Raw genomic sequence first — 15,024 nt, forward strand, 5'->3', positions numbered from 1 at the left:
AGTTTTCAGAAGATCAGGTTCGGGCGAGCAGAACGACGATGTCCTGCCCGGTGAGGGTCGGCGCGAGGTCGCCGCGGTCGATCCGACGCTCGTGCAGCACATCCTGGAAGGCGGGGGCCTGGCTTGCGCCCGCGATCAGGGTGCCGAGATCGGATGCGCTGCTTCGCGGCGGCAGACTGACGGCAACGATCAGTTCCTCTTTGCCATGGACGCGCCGGAAGGCGGCGATCCGGCTGCCGGCGTCTTCCGGTTCAGCTATGGGTCGATAGCTTCCACGGGCAAACAGCTCGGGGAATTCGCGGCGGAGACGGAGGAGGTTTCGGGTCACGTGCAGCTTGCCATGCCCGGACGGGTTCGCGAATTGCTCCGGCGGGTCGGCCTTCAGCAGGCGCTCGCAAAGGTCGAAATCGACCGGGCGGCGATTATCGGGGTCGACGAGGCTCTGCTCCCAGAGCTCCGCGCCACGATAGATGTCGGGCACGCCGGGAACCGTGAGTTTCAGAACCGTCTGGGCTTCACTCAGGAAGGTGGCATCGGGGAAGAGCCGGGCTTCGAACGTGCGGAAGGCGGGCAGGAACCGGTTCGCGGGATCGGCGGACACGGCGCGGTCGATGAACGCACAGAGCGCCTCCTCGTAGGCATCACTTCCCTGGATCCAGCGGGTGTTGACCGAAGCCTCTCGAACCGATTTCAGCATGGCATCGGTCACGCGACCGCGCAGTTCCTCCAACTGATCGGCAGAGATCCGGATATCGCGGCGCCACTGGCCGGGCCATGCGCCAAGAAGCAGCTGATAGAAGAAGTATTCCTCGTTCGGGTCCAGTGGCGCTCTCGGATCATGCAGCAGTTCATGCCACTCTGCGATGGCGCGTTCCCAGGTGTCGCGATGATAACTGAGCGCGGCGATCTTCGTGCGGGCGTCCTCGCCGCGCTTGGTGTCGTGGGTGGATGTCGTCAGCATGGCGCGCGGTTCGCGTTCGAGACGCTTTGCATTCGCGGCATGGAAGGCATCGGGCGTGACAAGCGGCGCGCCGGGTTCGCTGCCGACCTCGTTGAGCGCGATCAGGCGGTTGTATCTGTAGAGCGCGGTATCCTCTAGCCCCTTGGCCATGACGGGGCCACTGAGCTGCTGGAAGCGGCAAGCGGCGGCAACAATGGCGTTGGCGTCCGAGGGACGGCTCTCTCTGAGGTCCAGCGTGAGGATCGATGCGATGAAGTCGAATGCGCCCGCTTCCAGGTCCGGAAGCGCCGCGCGGGCCTCGGCAATGGCGGTTTCGATCCGGGGCCGGTCTTCCGGGGGCAGGCCATCCCTTGCGGCGTAGGTGCGATAGACGCCAAAAGCCGCGATGGTTTCGGCAAGTGCCCGTTCGATCGAATGCCGGCCCAGGTCACGCGTGGACGCATCGGCGTCCGCAAGGGCGTGAAAGCGACTGGCGAGTGCCTCGAGTTCGGCGGCCATCATCGTCGAAAGGATGGCGCGTTTGCACGCGTGGACGATTGCTTCGGGCTCTTCGGTTCGGCCCGTGAAATTCTCGTATATTTGGCCGAGATCCTCGCCCGCTGCCGGGTTGACCAGAAGCCCGATCAGCAGGTTGCCGAATTCGTAGCCGGTGGTGCCGTCGGTTTGCCAGCTTTCGGGAAGTTCCTCATCGGGCGCGAGGATCTTCTCCACCAGCAGATAGAATGGCCGCGCGGCTTTGTCGCGGAGTCGGAGGGTATATTCCTTCGGGTCCGCGAGCCCGTCGATATGGTCGATGCGGATCCCGTCGATCGCGCCCTGCTCAAGCAGCGAAAGAATGAGGCCATGGACCTCGTCGAACACGGACTCGTTCTCGATGCGGATGGCGGCGAGGTCGGACACGGCAAAGAAGCGGCGGTAGTTGATCGCGTCTGCCGCCAGATTGTGCTTCGCCGCGCGCCAGAACTGTCGGTCGATCAGCTCGAGGAGTGTTTGCCGGCCCGCTTCCTTCTCCGGGTTGTGGCGGGAGACGATGGCTTCGATCCCGCCGGCAAAGCGGGGATCCTCGGCGTGGGCCGCGACCAGCTTCCGTTTCAGTTCGGTCCAGATCGGCTTGTCCGCGCCGGCCCGGCCCGCGGCGTGGAGGGCTTGTGCGAGCACGGTGCAACGGGGATCGAGATCAAGGAGGGCCCCGTAGTGCCGGGGGCAGATAGGTAGACGGTGGGTGTCATGCGCCCAGACAGAGAACTCGCCCTTCTCCGGGTCGAAGGCGAGCCGGAGTCCGCCGCTTTCGAGCACATCCCCGAGGCTTTCGCCAAGGAAGGGAAAAAGCACCTTGCCTGTGAGGCCAGGATAGGGCGAGGACCAGTCGATGTCGAACCTTGCGGCGTGGGGACTTTCGGGACCCCATTCCATGACCGAGAGCCAGTAGTCGTTGGAAGCGCCGCTGATGCCCATGTGGTTCGGCACGAAATCGAGGATTGTGCCGAGGCCATTTTCCTGGAACGCCGCAATCATGGCGCGGAAATCTTCTTCACTGCCGAGCTCGGGGTTCAATCGGGAATGGTCGGTTCCGTCATATCCGTGATTGCTTCCGGGGCGCGCGGCGAAGATCGGCGAGAGATAGACGTGGCTGACACCGAGGCCGGCCAGGTATGGCGCGCGCTCTGCGGCGTGCAAGAAACCGAAATCGCCATTCAGTTGAAGGCGATAGGTGGCGCGGGGGAAGGGCCGCTCGTTGGCGCTGGTTTCCTGGGTCATGAGGTCGCTCATTCGGACTTTCTTGGCCTTTCCGCTGCGAGTGCGCCGGTGATGTCGCGAAACAGCGGGCTTGATGCGAGGGCGTCGATGCTGATGCCCAGTCGGGGGCGCCAGTTGGGGTATTCGTCGGACGTGCCCGGAAGATTAACTGGTGCGGTTTCTCCAGCGAGATCCTCCAGCCGCGCCGCAAAGAGCATGGACGGGGCGCGCGCCAGGTGGCGGTGGACGGCCACCACCAGCGCCTCGGGTGCCTCGGAGGATGCGGGCGAAGCACCACTCCAGAGATCGGCGTCACTGAGTGCCTCCAAGAGCTGATCACGTTCCGCGCCGCGTTCTTGCGCGCGCTCGGCGGCGGCGTCCTCGCTCACGAGGCCGATGCGGGCGGCGAGGCTCGCATCATCGCCGCGCCACCAGCCCTGGAAGGTCGGCAGGTCATGAGTCGAGATGCCGACAAGTGCTGTGCGCGGATACTCTTCAGGCGGAATGAACCCCTCTTCCGTGCGTTCGAATAGGAGGATGCGATAGGACAGGATCGCGGCGGCTTCCATGACTTCGCGAAAGCCCGGCGGCACGTTGCCGAGATCCTCGCCGATCATGATGCAGCCATTTTCCCGGGATGCCTGCGCGAGGGCTGTGAGCATGTCGCCGATCGGGTAGCGCGCGTAGGTCCCATTTGCGGTGTCCGTCCCTTCCGGAATCAGGAAAAGCTGCCAGAGACCCATGGCGTGGTCGATCCGAAGTGCTCCGGCGCGGCGTGTCGCGTCGGCCATAAGATCGTGGAAGGGGGCGGCTTTCTGCTCCGCAAGCGAGATCGGCGAGAGCGGCGCGAGGCCCCAGTCCTGGCCCGCGTCGTTGAAGGCATCGGGCGGTGCCCCCACGCGAACCCCTCCGAGGACGAGACTGTTGTCGGACCAGGTGCTCGATCCGTCGGGGGCTTCACCGACGGCGAAATCCAGATAGAGACCGATGCGCATACCGGCCTTGAAGGCGGCTTCCCGTGCCGCGGCGAGTTGGCGATCCGCAAGGAACTGGAGCCAGGTATGGAAGGTAATCTTGTGGTGCATGTCTTCGGTGAAGGCGCGCACCGTGTCGCTTTCGGGGTCCTGCCATGGTTCCGGCCAACCAAGCCAACCTGCCCCATGACCCGTGGCGGTCATCTGTTCTGAGATCGCTTCGAAAACTGCATGACGGCGCAGGGCTTCGCCACTGCGGTTGCAGAAATTGTGGAATTCCGTATGGCTTTCGCCGTGCCGGGTCCAGATGCGCCAGAGTGCGTCTTTCTTGATCTGGGCAACGGTGGGGTAGTCGACGAGATCACTTCCGCGCGCTTCCTCAAGCAGTTCAGCATTGCAATCGCCGGGCTTGAAACCTTCGACCGCATCCACCGCTATGTAAAGCGGATTGAGAAAGCGCCGGTTGGATGGGGAGAAGGGGCTGCAATGGGCCGGATTCGCAAGGAAGAGGGCGTGCAGGGGGTTGAGGCCGACGAAATCGGCACCCGCCGCCCCGGCGATCTTCGCGAACTCCGCGAGGTCGTTGAAATCCCCTATCCCCCAGTTGCGGTCGGAGCGAAGCTGGTAGAGCTGGAGCGCGATGCCCCAGAGCCGTCCATTGCCATGCAAGGCGTCGGGGAGGTGGCAATGCGTGCCGGGCGGTGCTGCCAGTTCGGGCGCGGCGTCTGCTGGTGGTGCCGCAGCGAGCGCAGCCTCGGGGTCGCTCGTGTCGACACCAAAGGCGCTCAACAGGGCTTCGAGCGTGGTGTCGGGTGCTGTACGCTCGACACCGTCCACGTCTTCGTAGGTATCCGCGATCGCGTAGCGGCGGGCGAGGTCTGCAATTTTGCTCATGGCATATGTGCGGTTTCTGTGGCGAAGGCAACACTGAGGCCGGGCAGTTCACCCGAGAGCCCGGCGCCATTCTCGGCGTGCAGCAAGGACCCGCGAAGCCGGGGGCCCCTGCGGGGCGTCTGGTCGAGATTCGCGCGCATGTGAAGCATGAGCCGGTCGAGCGCCCACGACACGGCGATCACACCATCCTTCGCGGCGAGCGTGCGGCCCGCGCGTGGCCCGGTGCCCGCGAGACGCGGTACGATCACCCTGTGACGTATCTCGAGCAGGGTGCGGTGGAGGGCGAGCCATTCCGATCCCGGGGGTGTGTCGCGGGCCTGCCAGTCGATCTTCGAGGCCTCGAACGTCGCAGGATCGTTGGGATCGGGAATGCGTGCGCGCTGCTCGGGGTCCTTGAAGGCCGAGAAGTGCTGGAATTCCTTTCGTCGACCTTCGCGCACGGCATCAGCCAGCTCGCCGTGGAAATCGGTGAAGAAGTTGAAGGGACGGGTCTCGCCCCATTCCTCCCCCATGAAGAGCATGGGGATGTGAGGCGATAGCAGCAGGATGGTCGAGAGCGTTCGCAACATCTGCGGCGAAGCAAGCGAGATGAGGCGCTCTCCCATGGCGCGGTTGCCGGCCTGGTCGTGGTTCTGGAGAAAATCCACGAAAGCAAGCGGCGGGAGATGCCGACTGTCGACCCCACGGGGTTCGGGCGATTCGCCGGTTGGTTCGCCCTGGAAGACGAAGCCCTCAGCCAGCGCACGCGCGAGTTTGGTCCAGCGGTCCTCGGCAAAATCGGCGTAATAGCCTTCGGTCTCATCCGTGGCGATCACATGGGCGATATTGTGGAAGTCGTCGTTCCATTCGGCCGAATAGAGCGGAACCTCGCCGTTCGGCCCACGCTCATGCAGCCGCGTGATGTTGCGGTTGTCCTCGGTCGTGAGAAGGATGTGGCGGTCGGGAAAGGTTGAGCGGATCTTCCGGGCAATCTCGACCAGGATTTCAGGTTCGGACTTGGGATCGCGGACGTTATCGATAGCGTCGAGCCGGAGGCCATCGAAATGGTATTCGCCGATCCACATGAGCGCGTTGTCGATGAAGAAGCGGCGCACCTGCGGGCGTGAATAGTCGATGGCCGCGCCCCAGGGCGTATGTCGGCTCTCGTCGAAGAACTCCCGCGCATAGGCGTGGAGGTAATTTCCGTCCGGACCGAAATGGTTGTAGACCACGTCAAGCAGGACCATGAGCCCGAGCCCATGCGCGGCGTCCACCAGCGCCTTCAGATCGTCGGGGGTTCCGTAGGCATTGTGGGGCGCGTAGAGCAGGACACCGTCATAGCCCCAGCCGCGATTGCCGGCGAACTGCGCGACCGGCATGATCTCGATGACCGTAACACCAAGTTCCGCAAGATGCGGAAGCTTTTCCATCGCCGCCCGATATGTGCCTTCGGGGGTGAATGTGCCGACATGAAGTTCATAGATCACCGCCTCTTCGAGCGGGCGCCCTCGCCATTCGGTGTTCTGCCACGCAAAGCTCGTCGGATCGCAGACGAGCGAGGGACCGTGCACGTCGCCCGCCTGTGCGCGGGCGGCGGGGTCCGGGACGACCTGCCCGTCATCGAGGACGAAGGCATATTCCGAGCCGGGGTTCGCGCCGGGAATGTCGAGGGTGAACCAGCCGTCCCCGGCCTCTCGCATCTTCCTGTTCTGGCCGTCGAGGCGCAGCGAAACGCCGCTACGGGATGGCGCCCAGAACCGGAAACGGACTTCGTCTTCCCGCAGAACCGTGCCCCAGGAACGCGCCTCGCCGGCGTTGGCGAATGTCATCATTTCGGTCTTACCTCGAGAACTTTAAGGCTTCGGCCCTCCACGGGATAGGGTTCCGAAAGGTCTGCCGGAATGCCCACGCGTGTCGCCAGGCCGGTAGCGGTATCCACGAGCAAGGACCAATCTCCGGCGTCTGCGAATGCGCCGAGATCGAAGGGAACTGTTTCGAAATGAGCGTTGAAGAGCATGATCGTCTTCAATTCCTCGGTGTCGAGCAGGAAACCCAAGGTGCGCGACTCGCCGTTTTCCCAATCTTCTTCCTGCATAGGTTTGCCGTCGGGTCGAAGCCATTCGACATCGATTGGGTCCTTGCCCTCTGCGGTCTTGTGAATGAAGTTCGGGTAGCGGAAAAGCAGGCATGACTTGCGAAGCGATATCATCGCCGAGATGAAATCGAAGAAATCCTGATCGCGCTCGGAGACGTTTTCGAGGTCGAGCCAGTTGAGTGGTGTGTCCTGGCAATAGGTGTTGTTGTTGCCGTCCTGGGTGCGGCCGATCTCGTCGCCCATCAGCATCATGGGTGTGCCTTGCGAGAGCAGCATGGTCGCGGCCATGGCGCGCCGCAGCCGGTCGCGGAGGTCAAGGATTTCCTCGTCGTCGGTCGGGCCTTCTGCGCCGCAGTTCCAGCTCTTGTTGTCATCGTGGCCGTCGTTGTTGCCCTCGCCGTTGGCCTCGTTGTGCTTGTCGTTGTAAGATACGGTGTCCATCAGGGTGAAACCGTCATGGGCGGTGATGAAATTCACGCTGGCCCAGGGCCTGCGCCCGCGCTTGTCGAAGAGTCCGGCGGAGCCCATGAGATGGGCCGAGAGCCCGCCGATCTGGCCGGCATCGCCCTTCCAGTAGGAGCGGATCGTGTCGCGATACTGGTCGTTCCATTCGGCCCAGCCGGGAGGGAAGTTCCCGACCTGATAGCCGTAGGGGCCGGTGTCCCAGGGTTCGGCGATCAGTTTGACGCGGGACAGCACCGGATCCTGGCGTACCGCATCGAGGAAGGTCGCGTCCGATGAGAATGTGTCGCGGTCGCGCCCCAGGGAACTTGCGAGGTCGAAGCGGAACCCGTCCACATGGCAGGTCTCGACCCAGTAGCGCAAGGAATCCATTACCATCTGAAGCACGCGGTTGTGCTTGAGGTTGACCGTGTTCCCGCAGCCCGTGGTGTCGTAGTAGTAGCGCGGATCGTCCGCCAAGATGTAGTAGGAGGCGTTGTCGATCCCGCGGAAGCTGAGGGTCGGCCCCATTTGGTTGCCTTCGGCCGTGTGATTGTAGACCACATCGAGGATCACCTCGATATTGGCCTCATGTAGGCGTCGGACCATCAGCTTGAACTCATGCAGGTCCGAACCGGAGGATAAGTAGCGCGTGGCGGGCGCGAAGAAGCCGACCGTATTGTAGCCCCAGTAGTTCGTGAGGTTCTTCTCGATCAGATAGCGGTCGTCGAAAAATGCCTGCACCGGCATCAACTCGACGGCCGTTACGCCGAGCTTGACCAGATGGTCGATGGCACGCGGATCGGCGAGGCCGGCGAACGTGCCGCGAAACTGATCGGGAATGTCGCGATTGAGGGCGGTGAGGCCTTTCACGTGCGCCTCATAGATGATCGTCTCGGCCCAGGGGTGCGCGGGGCGAATATCTGGACCCCAGGTGACCGCGGGATCGACCACGACGCATTTCGGCATCACGAAAGCCGAGTTGCGGCGGTCGAAGGACAGATCCTCCGCACGGTGCCCGATCCGGTAGCCGAAGACGGAATCGTGCCAGCGGATTTCGGTGTTGAACTGCTTCGCGTAGGGGTCGAGCAGAAGCTTGTTGGGATTGAAGCGGTGCCCGGACTGCGGCTCGTAAGGACCATGAACCCGGTAGCCGTAAAGTTGGCCCGGACGGACCTCGGGCAGATAGCCGTGCCAGACCTCGTGGGTGTATTCGGGCAACGGAATGCGCGCGGTTTCGCGGCGGCCATTCGCATCAAAGAGGCAGAGCTCAACCTTCGTGGCGTTGGCCGAGAAAAGCGCAAAGTTGACCCCGGACCCGTCCCAAGTCGCTCCGAGCGGGAACGGGCTGCCTTCCCTTACCCTGTAGCCTTGGACCTGCATTCGCTCTGCCCCCTATGTTCCGCAGGGCAGTCCCTGATCGCCGCCCGCTTATCCTTAACGGAGACTTGGCTGAGGGGTTTCAAAAGGCAAGCAAGATGATCGCGAAAATCGTGGATGTGCACATAAAAGCGGCTGGTCGATTCAGGCGACGTCGCGCGTCTCGTGATCGAGCGAGAACCGCTCCACCGAGGCGGCGAGCGTCCGTGCCTCCGCCGACAGGGACGCGGCCGCGGTCGTGGTTTCCTCGAAGGCGGCGGCGTTGTCCTGCGTCATGCTGTCGAGCCGCGTCGTGGTGGCATTGATTTCCTGCAGTCCGGCAGATTGCGCCTCGACCGATTCCGCGATCTCGGTCACGTTTTGCGAAATCAGGGTGATTGCCGTTGCAATGGCCTCGATGAAGGCCCCTGTCTGACCTACGAGTTCCACACCCTGCCGTGTGTGTTCGCCACTCTGGGACAGAAGTTGGCCGATTTCCCGCGCGGCGTCGGATGACCGCTGCGCCAGCGCCCGGACCTCGGACGCCACGACCGCGAAACCGCGACCGGCCTCGCCTGCGCGCGCTGCTTCAACACCCGCGTTGAGAGCAAGAAGGTTGGTCTGGAAGGCAATATCCTCGATCACACTGATGATCTTGGTCACGCTTTCCGAAGAATCCGCAATACGCTGCATTGCTTCTTCCGTGTTGCGGACAATCCCGCTCGACCTGTCGGCTTCGGATTTTGCCTTGCGCGCGGCCTCATCCGTCGCGCGCGACTTCTCGGCGGCGACGCGGGTTGATTGTGTCAGCCCGTCCAGCGTTCTTGCCGCGGTCTGCAGCGACTGGGCCGAGCTCTCGATGCGACTGGAAAGTTCGCTCGTCGAGGCGCTGATACCGGAAGAACCGCTCTGGACATTGGCGGCGCTCTCCCGGATTGCGGACATCACCTCGGACAGAGTGCTGACGGTCGCGTTGAAATCGGCGCGCAGCGGCTCGTAGCCTTTTGGGAATTTCCGGTCGATCCGAGAGGCGAGGTCGCCTGATGCGAGGCGGCTCAATGCATTGGCGAGTTCGCTCACGACCTTGGCCTGTTCCTCGTGGCGGGCGCGTCTTTCGGCCTCCGCCATTTCTTCGAGGCTGCGTCTCTCGGCTTCCTGCTCCGCCCGGCGCCGTTGTTCTTCCCGCTGTCTTTCTCCTCTGCGGCGCTCTTCCTCGAGGAGGGCTTCCGCGCTTCTGCGCTCTGCCTCGCGCCTGTTCTCTGCGGCCTCCTGCGCCTGGCGGGCCTCATATTCGGCGGCGTCCTTCTCCCGCTTGGCGAGGCGTTCGGCCTCGATCATGTTGTCGCGGAATACTTGCAGGGCGTTCATGAGTTGGCCGATTTCGCCGCCCATTCCGGTCTTGCTGACGGCGTCGAGTGCGGAGCGATCTCGTCTCGCCAGTTTTTGCGTGGCGCTGATCGCCGATTTCAGCGGCCGGATCAGAAGGAACTGGATGCCGACTTGCGCAAGGACGAAGACGATAGCGGTGGCGGCACCGACGGTCAGAAGTTGCCGCTGTGCGCCCTCCATGTTGCCATTGAGAGCCGCCCCGGCAATTTCGATATTATCGACAACCGAGTTGCCGTAGTTTGCCGTTTCCAGAGCGATTTCTCCAACGAGCGCCGCCACATTGCGGGTGGAGGTGGCCATTTCCCGGCGGGACAGCAATACTTCGCGGCGAGAGGCGGCAATCCCTGTTTCTGGCGCGATGAAGGGGCGCATCCGGTCGATCTCGTCTACATAGTCCGGCAGGGTGCGTTCGGTGAAGCGTTTCATCTTGTCCCAAGCATCGCGCAATTCCGCTTCCGCCACATCAAGGTCATCCAGTCCGTCGATGACACCGATTGCCTGGGCCTGTGACAGAAGAGCGAAGATCTGGGTCGAAAGATCGGATGCATCGAGAATGATCCTGGCTTCCTTGTCCACCAGAGCATGGATGTCGAACCGATACTCGACCGTGGCGTCGTCGACCTGGTCTTCAAGGTGGTTCCGGATCTGGTCGATAATGTCAGTCAGCGCCGCGTCGCTTTCCTCACGCAGGTCAAGAACGCGTGGTGCCAGCCGGGAGGTGGCTGCCGGGTTCGCGAGTGCGCTCCGGGACGTGTCGATCAGGGAGCGGATGAGGTCCGGATCGGCGATCATGGGAGCGGCATGACCCGTCACGGCGGGTAGGGCTTCTTCGGCGCGGGAAAGCGCCGCCTCGGCAACACGAATCGTGTCCCGAGTGGCGTTTGAACTCTCCATGCCGCTGAGGCCGACAACGATGCCGGAGGCCAGGTTCAGGTCGGCCTGGAGTGCGAGTGCAGTCTGGAGCTGTGCGAGATCCTCTTCGACGAGGTGTTCGAACGCGATCCCGATATTTCTGACCGTCTCGCTGCCCGAAGTGCTCAGGCGTTCGAAGCTCACGCGGGAGAGGTTCCTGATCCTCCTTGAGATGACGGCGCTCATGTCTGCAAGTACCGTCTGAGCCGTCTTCTGGGCATAGTCGTTGCTGAATTCACGCGCTCGGATGACAACAAGTTGCTGGATCCGGATTCGCACATCCGCGAGGGGACCGGACATTGCCTCCCGCTGTTCGTCGGGCAGTTTCTCGACGACCTTCGTAAAGTCCGATAGCAGGGACATGTTCTTGTCCAGTGCGGCCTGCAGTTGCTCGGAATTTTCGGCAGCAACCAGCTCGGCGAAGCCATCCTTGAGCCTGACGGTTTGTACGATCACGTCGCGGCCGATGCTGATTTCGGGAACACGTTTGGTTGTCAGCGTGGCGACCGATTGCGACAGATCGACGAAGACGAAATAGGCAACGGCAATGGCCGCGAGCGTGCCCAAGCCCATGAGTGCCATGACTGCACCGAGTTTGACCGCCATGCTGCCGAAAAGGCTGCCGAATCTGCTCATTCTCTTCCTCGAACCGTCCCTCATCCGAAGTTGTCCGGGGCAACCGGATCTCGTGGGCGAGGGGGCGAGCAGATTGGCCCGCACAAGTCTCGAATTTGGTTCGGGAATACCGGGTGAGAAGCTAAAATTCCGCTAACCATGGTCGAATTGGCGGCGCCCGTGCCGCTATCCGGTAGTCATGCGCGAGGCTTCCGGGAAGAACAGGGGTCCGATGGAGTTCGTTTTCGAAAATTTCCAGGCCGCCTCGGGTCGCATTGCAGCGCGCACGCGCTCCTGACTTCGGTGAAAGGGACAGAGGTCCCTCGGCTGCTCTGCCGAGGCCTCTATCGACCCGCTCAGCTCTTCAGGGTGAAATCGGCGAGACGTGGTGAAAGCGCGTTTGCAAGCGCCTGAGGGGCGATTTCAAACACGTGATGCGGGGTGCCGGCTGCGGCCCAGATCGTTTCGTATTGCAAGATATCCGGGTCGAGGAAGGTTTCGATCGGGGTCAGGTGCCCAAGCGGCGAGACCCCGCCAATTGCGAAACCGGTATGCTTGCGCACGCCCGCTGCATCCGCCTTTTCGAGAGTAACACCCGCGGCGGCACTGGCCTTCGCCGGGTCCACCCGGTTGTCGCCGGCGGTGAGAAAAAGTACGTGCCTGTCGCTTCCCGTCACACGGAAGATGACCGATTTCACGATCTGGCCGACTGTGCAGTTGCAGGCCGCCGCGGCATCCGCAGCGGTCCGTGTTCCGTCGTCAAGCCGCAGCGGGGTGATCCCGAGGCCGAGTTTCTCGGCTTCGGCAATCACCCGCAGGAGCGACTTGCTCTGTTTCGGCTCAGCGCTTTTCGACATCCACGTAATCGCGGGGGCCGGAGCCGGTGTAGAGCTGGCGCGGCCGGCCGATCTTGAGCTTCGGATCTTCGAGCATTTCCTTCCACTGCGAGATCCAGCCGACGGTGCGCGCCAAAGCAAAGATCGGCGTGAACATGGAGGTTGGGAAGCCCATGGCATCAAGGATGATGCCCGAATAGAAGTCCACGTTCGGGTAGAGCTTCTTCTCGACGAAATACTCATCCTCGAGCGCGATCTTCTCGAGTTCCTTCGCGACCTGGAGCGTCGGATTGTTCTCGATGCCGAGAAGGCCGAGCACCTCGTCCGCCGACTGCTTCATCACCTTCGCGCGCGGATCGAAGTTCTTGTAGACCCGGTGACCGAAGCCCATGAGGCGGAACGGATCGTCCTTGTCCTTGGCCTTCTTGATGTACTCCGGGATGCGATCGGGTGTGCCGATTTCGCGCAGCATGCGCAGGCAGGCCTCGTTCGCGCCGCCATGAGCCGGTCCCCAGAGACAGGCCACGCCTGCCGCGATGCAGGCGAACGGGTTCGCGCCCGAGGACGAGGCGAGACGCACGGTCGAGGTCGAGGCGTTCTGCTCGTGGTCCGCATGGAGTGTGAAGATACGGTCCATCGCCCGCGAAAGGATCGGATCGATGTGATACTCCGAAGCGGGAACCGAGAAACACATGTTCAGGAAGTTCGACGCGTAATCGAGGGAGTTGTTCGGATACACGAACGGCTGCCCGATTGAATACTTATACGCCCATGCGCAGACGGTCGGCAGCTTGGCAATCATGCGGATTGTCGCGACCTCGCGCTGCCAGGGATCCGCGATGTCGGTCGAGTCGTGATAGAAGGCCGACATTGCGCCCATGGCGCCGCAGACGATGGCCATCGGATGCGCGTCGCGGCGGAATCCGCGGAAGAAGTAGGCCATCTGCTCGTGGAGCATCGTGTGGTTGGTCACACGGCTCTCGAAATCCTCGATCTGTGTGGCGTTGGGAAGCTCACCGTAGAGAAGGAGGTAGCAGACTTCGAGGAAGTGGGATTTTTCCGCCAGCTGCTCGATCGGATAGCCGCGGTAGAGAAGCTCGCCCTTTTCGCCGTCGATGTAGGTGATCTCGCTCTCGCAGGAGCCGGTCGAGGTATAGCCAGGGTCGAAGGTGAAGACGCCAGCCTGTCCGTAGAGCTTGCCGATATCGATGACGTCCGGCCCGATTGTTCCTGAGTAGACAGGCAGTTCGTAGCTCTTCCCCTTGAGTGTCAGCGTGGCGCTCTCAGCGGACTTTGTATGCATTCGTTCTTCCCTCTGTCGGGGTGCCACGACACGGTCGGACACCAGATGGATCGCGAGGCGGCGGACCGCCTCGGAGCGTGTCAAATGGACGGTGTTTTATGATGTCTGGCTAGTCAACGATTCCGCGCATTCCTCAATTCGTGCGAGGGACTCTTCCTTGCCGAGAATTTCCATCATGTCGAAGACGCTTGGCGAGACCGTCCTGCCGGTCAGAGCCACACGAAGCGGCTGAGCAATCTTGCCAAGGCCCAAGGATTGCTCTTGAGCGAACTCCCTCACGACACCCTCCAGATCTTTGGCTGCCCAGCTAGCATGTTGCAGGCGCGTGGTCAAATCTTTGAGCATACTTTGGGATACTGACGAAAGAACCTTGCGCCCGGCCTTGTCCGGGACGAAAGGACGTTGCTCCAGAAGGAATCCTGCCATCTCAACAATTTGCGGAAGCGTTTTGGCTCTTTCCTTGAGTCCGGGCATCGCGGCGAGCATCTTTGCCCGGAGATTGTCGTCCATCGCGGGGCGATTTTGCAGCGCGAAAAATGCGTCCAACTGCGTCAGAAGTGCTGCATCGCCGCTCGCGCGGATGTGCTGCCCGCAGAGATTCTCCAGTTTGGCAAAATCGAATCGGGCGGGCGACTTGCCGATCTGCGGAAGGTCGAACCATTCGACCGCCTGTTCGGTGGTGAAGAACTCGTCGTCTCCGTGGCTCCAGCCAAGCCGGGCGAGGTAGTTGCGCATGGCCTCCGGCAGGTAGCCCATGTCGCGATAGGCCTCGACTCCAAGTGCGCCGTGGCGTTTTGAGAGCTTCGCGCCATCGGGGCCATGGATCAGCGGGATATGCGCGAAGGTGGGCACGTCCCAGCCCATCGCCTTGTAGATCAGGCTCTGGCGGGCCGAATTGGTCAGGTGATCATCGCCGCGGATGACATGCGTCACGCCCATATCATGATCGTCCACCACGACGGCCAGCATGTAGGTCGGGCTGCCGTCCGAGCGCAGGAGGATGAGGTCGTCCAGTGTCTCGTTTTTCCAGGTGACGTCGCCCTGCACCTCGTCGCGCACGGTGGTCTCACCGGTGCGCGGTGCCTTGAGGCGGACGGTGTAGGGGGCGTCGGGTGCCGTTGCCGGATCGGCATCACGCCAAGGCGAAAGGAAGAGTGGCGGACGTCCCGCGGCCTTGGCTTCCTCGCGAAAGGCCGTGATCTCCTCGGGAGTGGAGTAGCAGCGATAGGCCTCGCCTTTCGCCAGCATCTCGTGGGCGACTTCCGCGTGGCGCGGTGCCCGTTCGAACTGGCTCACGGCATCACCGTCCCAGTCGAGGCCAAGCCAGCGCAGGCCGTCGAAGATCGCCTCCGTGGCCTCCGGCGTGGAACGGGCGCGGTCGGTATCCTCGATGCGCAGGAGGAACCGACCGCCATTGTGTCTGGCAAAGAGCCAGTTGAAGAGCGCCGTGCGCGCGCCGCCGATATGAAGGTAGCCCGTAGGCGAGGGAGCAAAGCGCGTGACGACCGTGTCGGGGGAGGGCATGAATT

Annotated in this window: 8 protein-coding genes; all 8 read right to left on the bottom strand. The window is 62.6% G+C overall.

Annotated features, from left to right (window positions below; genetic code table 11):
- Positions 1–13: 13 nt before the first annotated feature.
- The 8 genes from treY to gltX all read right to left on the bottom strand — a co-directional run bounded on the left by treY (position 14) and on the right by gltX (position 15,019).
- Positions 14–2,731 carry a malto-oligosyltrehalose synthase gene (treY, locus tag ACP15W_RS19045; protein ID WP_424934530.1) on the bottom strand — a complete coding sequence of 906 codons (2,718 nt, stop codon included), beginning with the start codon at positions 2,729–2,731 and terminating at the stop codon, positions 14–16.
- Complete coding sequence (malQ, locus tag ACP15W_RS19050; protein ID WP_424934531.1) at positions 2,728–4,566, bottom strand: 4-alpha-glucanotransferase; 1,839 nt, start codon at positions 4,564–4,566, stop codon at positions 2,728–2,730. Before malQ ends, treY begins: the two co-directional genes overlap by 4 nt.
- On the bottom strand, positions 4,563–6,377 hold the full coding sequence (gene treZ, locus ACP15W_RS19055) for a malto-oligosyltrehalose trehalohydrolase (protein WP_424934532.1): 1,815 nt from the start codon (positions 6,375–6,377) through the stop codon (positions 4,563–4,565). The genes malQ and treZ overlap by 4 nt, the downstream gene beginning before the upstream one ends.
- Positions 6,374–8,464: a glycogen debranching protein GlgX gene (gene glgX / locus ACP15W_RS19060; RefSeq protein WP_424934533.1), complete on the bottom strand. Its 2,091-nt coding sequence runs from the start codon at positions 8,462–8,464 to the stop codon at positions 6,374–6,376. The genes treZ and glgX overlap by 4 nt, the downstream gene beginning before the upstream one ends.
- Before the next feature lie 141 nt (positions 8,465–8,605).
- The gene (locus tag ACP15W_RS19065) at positions 8,606–11,377 is read right to left on the bottom strand and encodes a methyl-accepting chemotaxis protein (protein WP_424934534.1); all 2,772 of its coding nucleotides are present in this window, start codon (positions 11,375–11,377) and stop codon (positions 8,606–8,608) included.
- 335 nt (positions 11,378–11,712) lie between these two features.
- Positions 11,713–12,213, bottom strand: a complete 501-nt coding sequence (locus tag ACP15W_RS19070) for a YbaK/EbsC family protein (protein ID WP_424934535.1) — start codon at positions 12,211–12,213, stop codon at positions 11,713–11,715.
- On the bottom strand, positions 12,197–13,495 hold the full coding sequence (gene gltA, locus ACP15W_RS19075) for a citrate synthase (protein WP_424934536.1): 1,299 nt from the start codon (positions 13,493–13,495) through the stop codon (positions 12,197–12,199). The genes ACP15W_RS19070 and gltA overlap by 17 nt, the downstream gene beginning before the upstream one ends.
- Before the next feature lie 96 nt (positions 13,496–13,591).
- The gene (gene gltX, locus ACP15W_RS19080; protein WP_424934537.1) at positions 13,592–15,019 is read right to left on the bottom strand and encodes a glutamate--tRNA ligase; all 1,428 of its coding nucleotides are present in this window, start codon (positions 15,017–15,019) and stop codon (positions 13,592–13,594) included.
- Positions 15,020–15,024: the final 5 nt, after the last annotated feature.

The organism is Amaricoccus macauensis (assembly GCF_049800915.1).
Lineage (GTDB): Bacteria > Pseudomonadota > Alphaproteobacteria > Rhodobacterales > Rhodobacteraceae > Amaricoccus > Amaricoccus macauensis_A.

Bases quoted from the DNA above. Each gene is read 5' to 3' on its own strand.
- treZ (WP_424934532.1), bottom strand. From the start codon at position 6,377: ATGATGACATTCGCCAACGCCGGCGAGGCGCGTTCCTGGGGCACGGTT.
- gltA (WP_424934536.1), bottom strand. From the start codon at position 13,495: ATGCATACAAAGTCCGCTGAGAGCGCCACGCTGACACTCAAGGGGAAG.
- treY (WP_424934530.1), bottom strand. From the start codon at position 2,731: ATGAGCGACCTCATGACCCAGGAAACCAGCGCCAACGAGCGGCCCTTC.
- ACP15W_RS19070 (WP_424934535.1), bottom strand. From the start codon at position 12,213: ATGTCGAAAAGCGCTGAGCCGAAACAGAGCAAGTCGCTCCTGCGGGTG.
- ACP15W_RS19065 (WP_424934534.1), bottom strand. From the start codon at position 11,377: ATGAGCAGATTCGGCAGCCTTTTCGGCAGCATGGCGGTCAAACTCGGT.
- gltX (WP_424934537.1), bottom strand. From the start codon at position 15,019: ATGCCCTCCCCCGACACGGTCGTCACGCGCTTTGCTCCCTCGCCTACG.
- glgX (WP_424934533.1), bottom strand. From the start codon at position 8,464: ATGCAGGTCCAAGGCTACAGGGTAAGGGAAGGCAGCCCGTTCCCGCTC.
- malQ (WP_424934531.1), bottom strand. From the start codon at position 4,566: ATGAGCAAAATTGCAGACCTCGCCCGCCGCTACGCGATCGCGGATACC.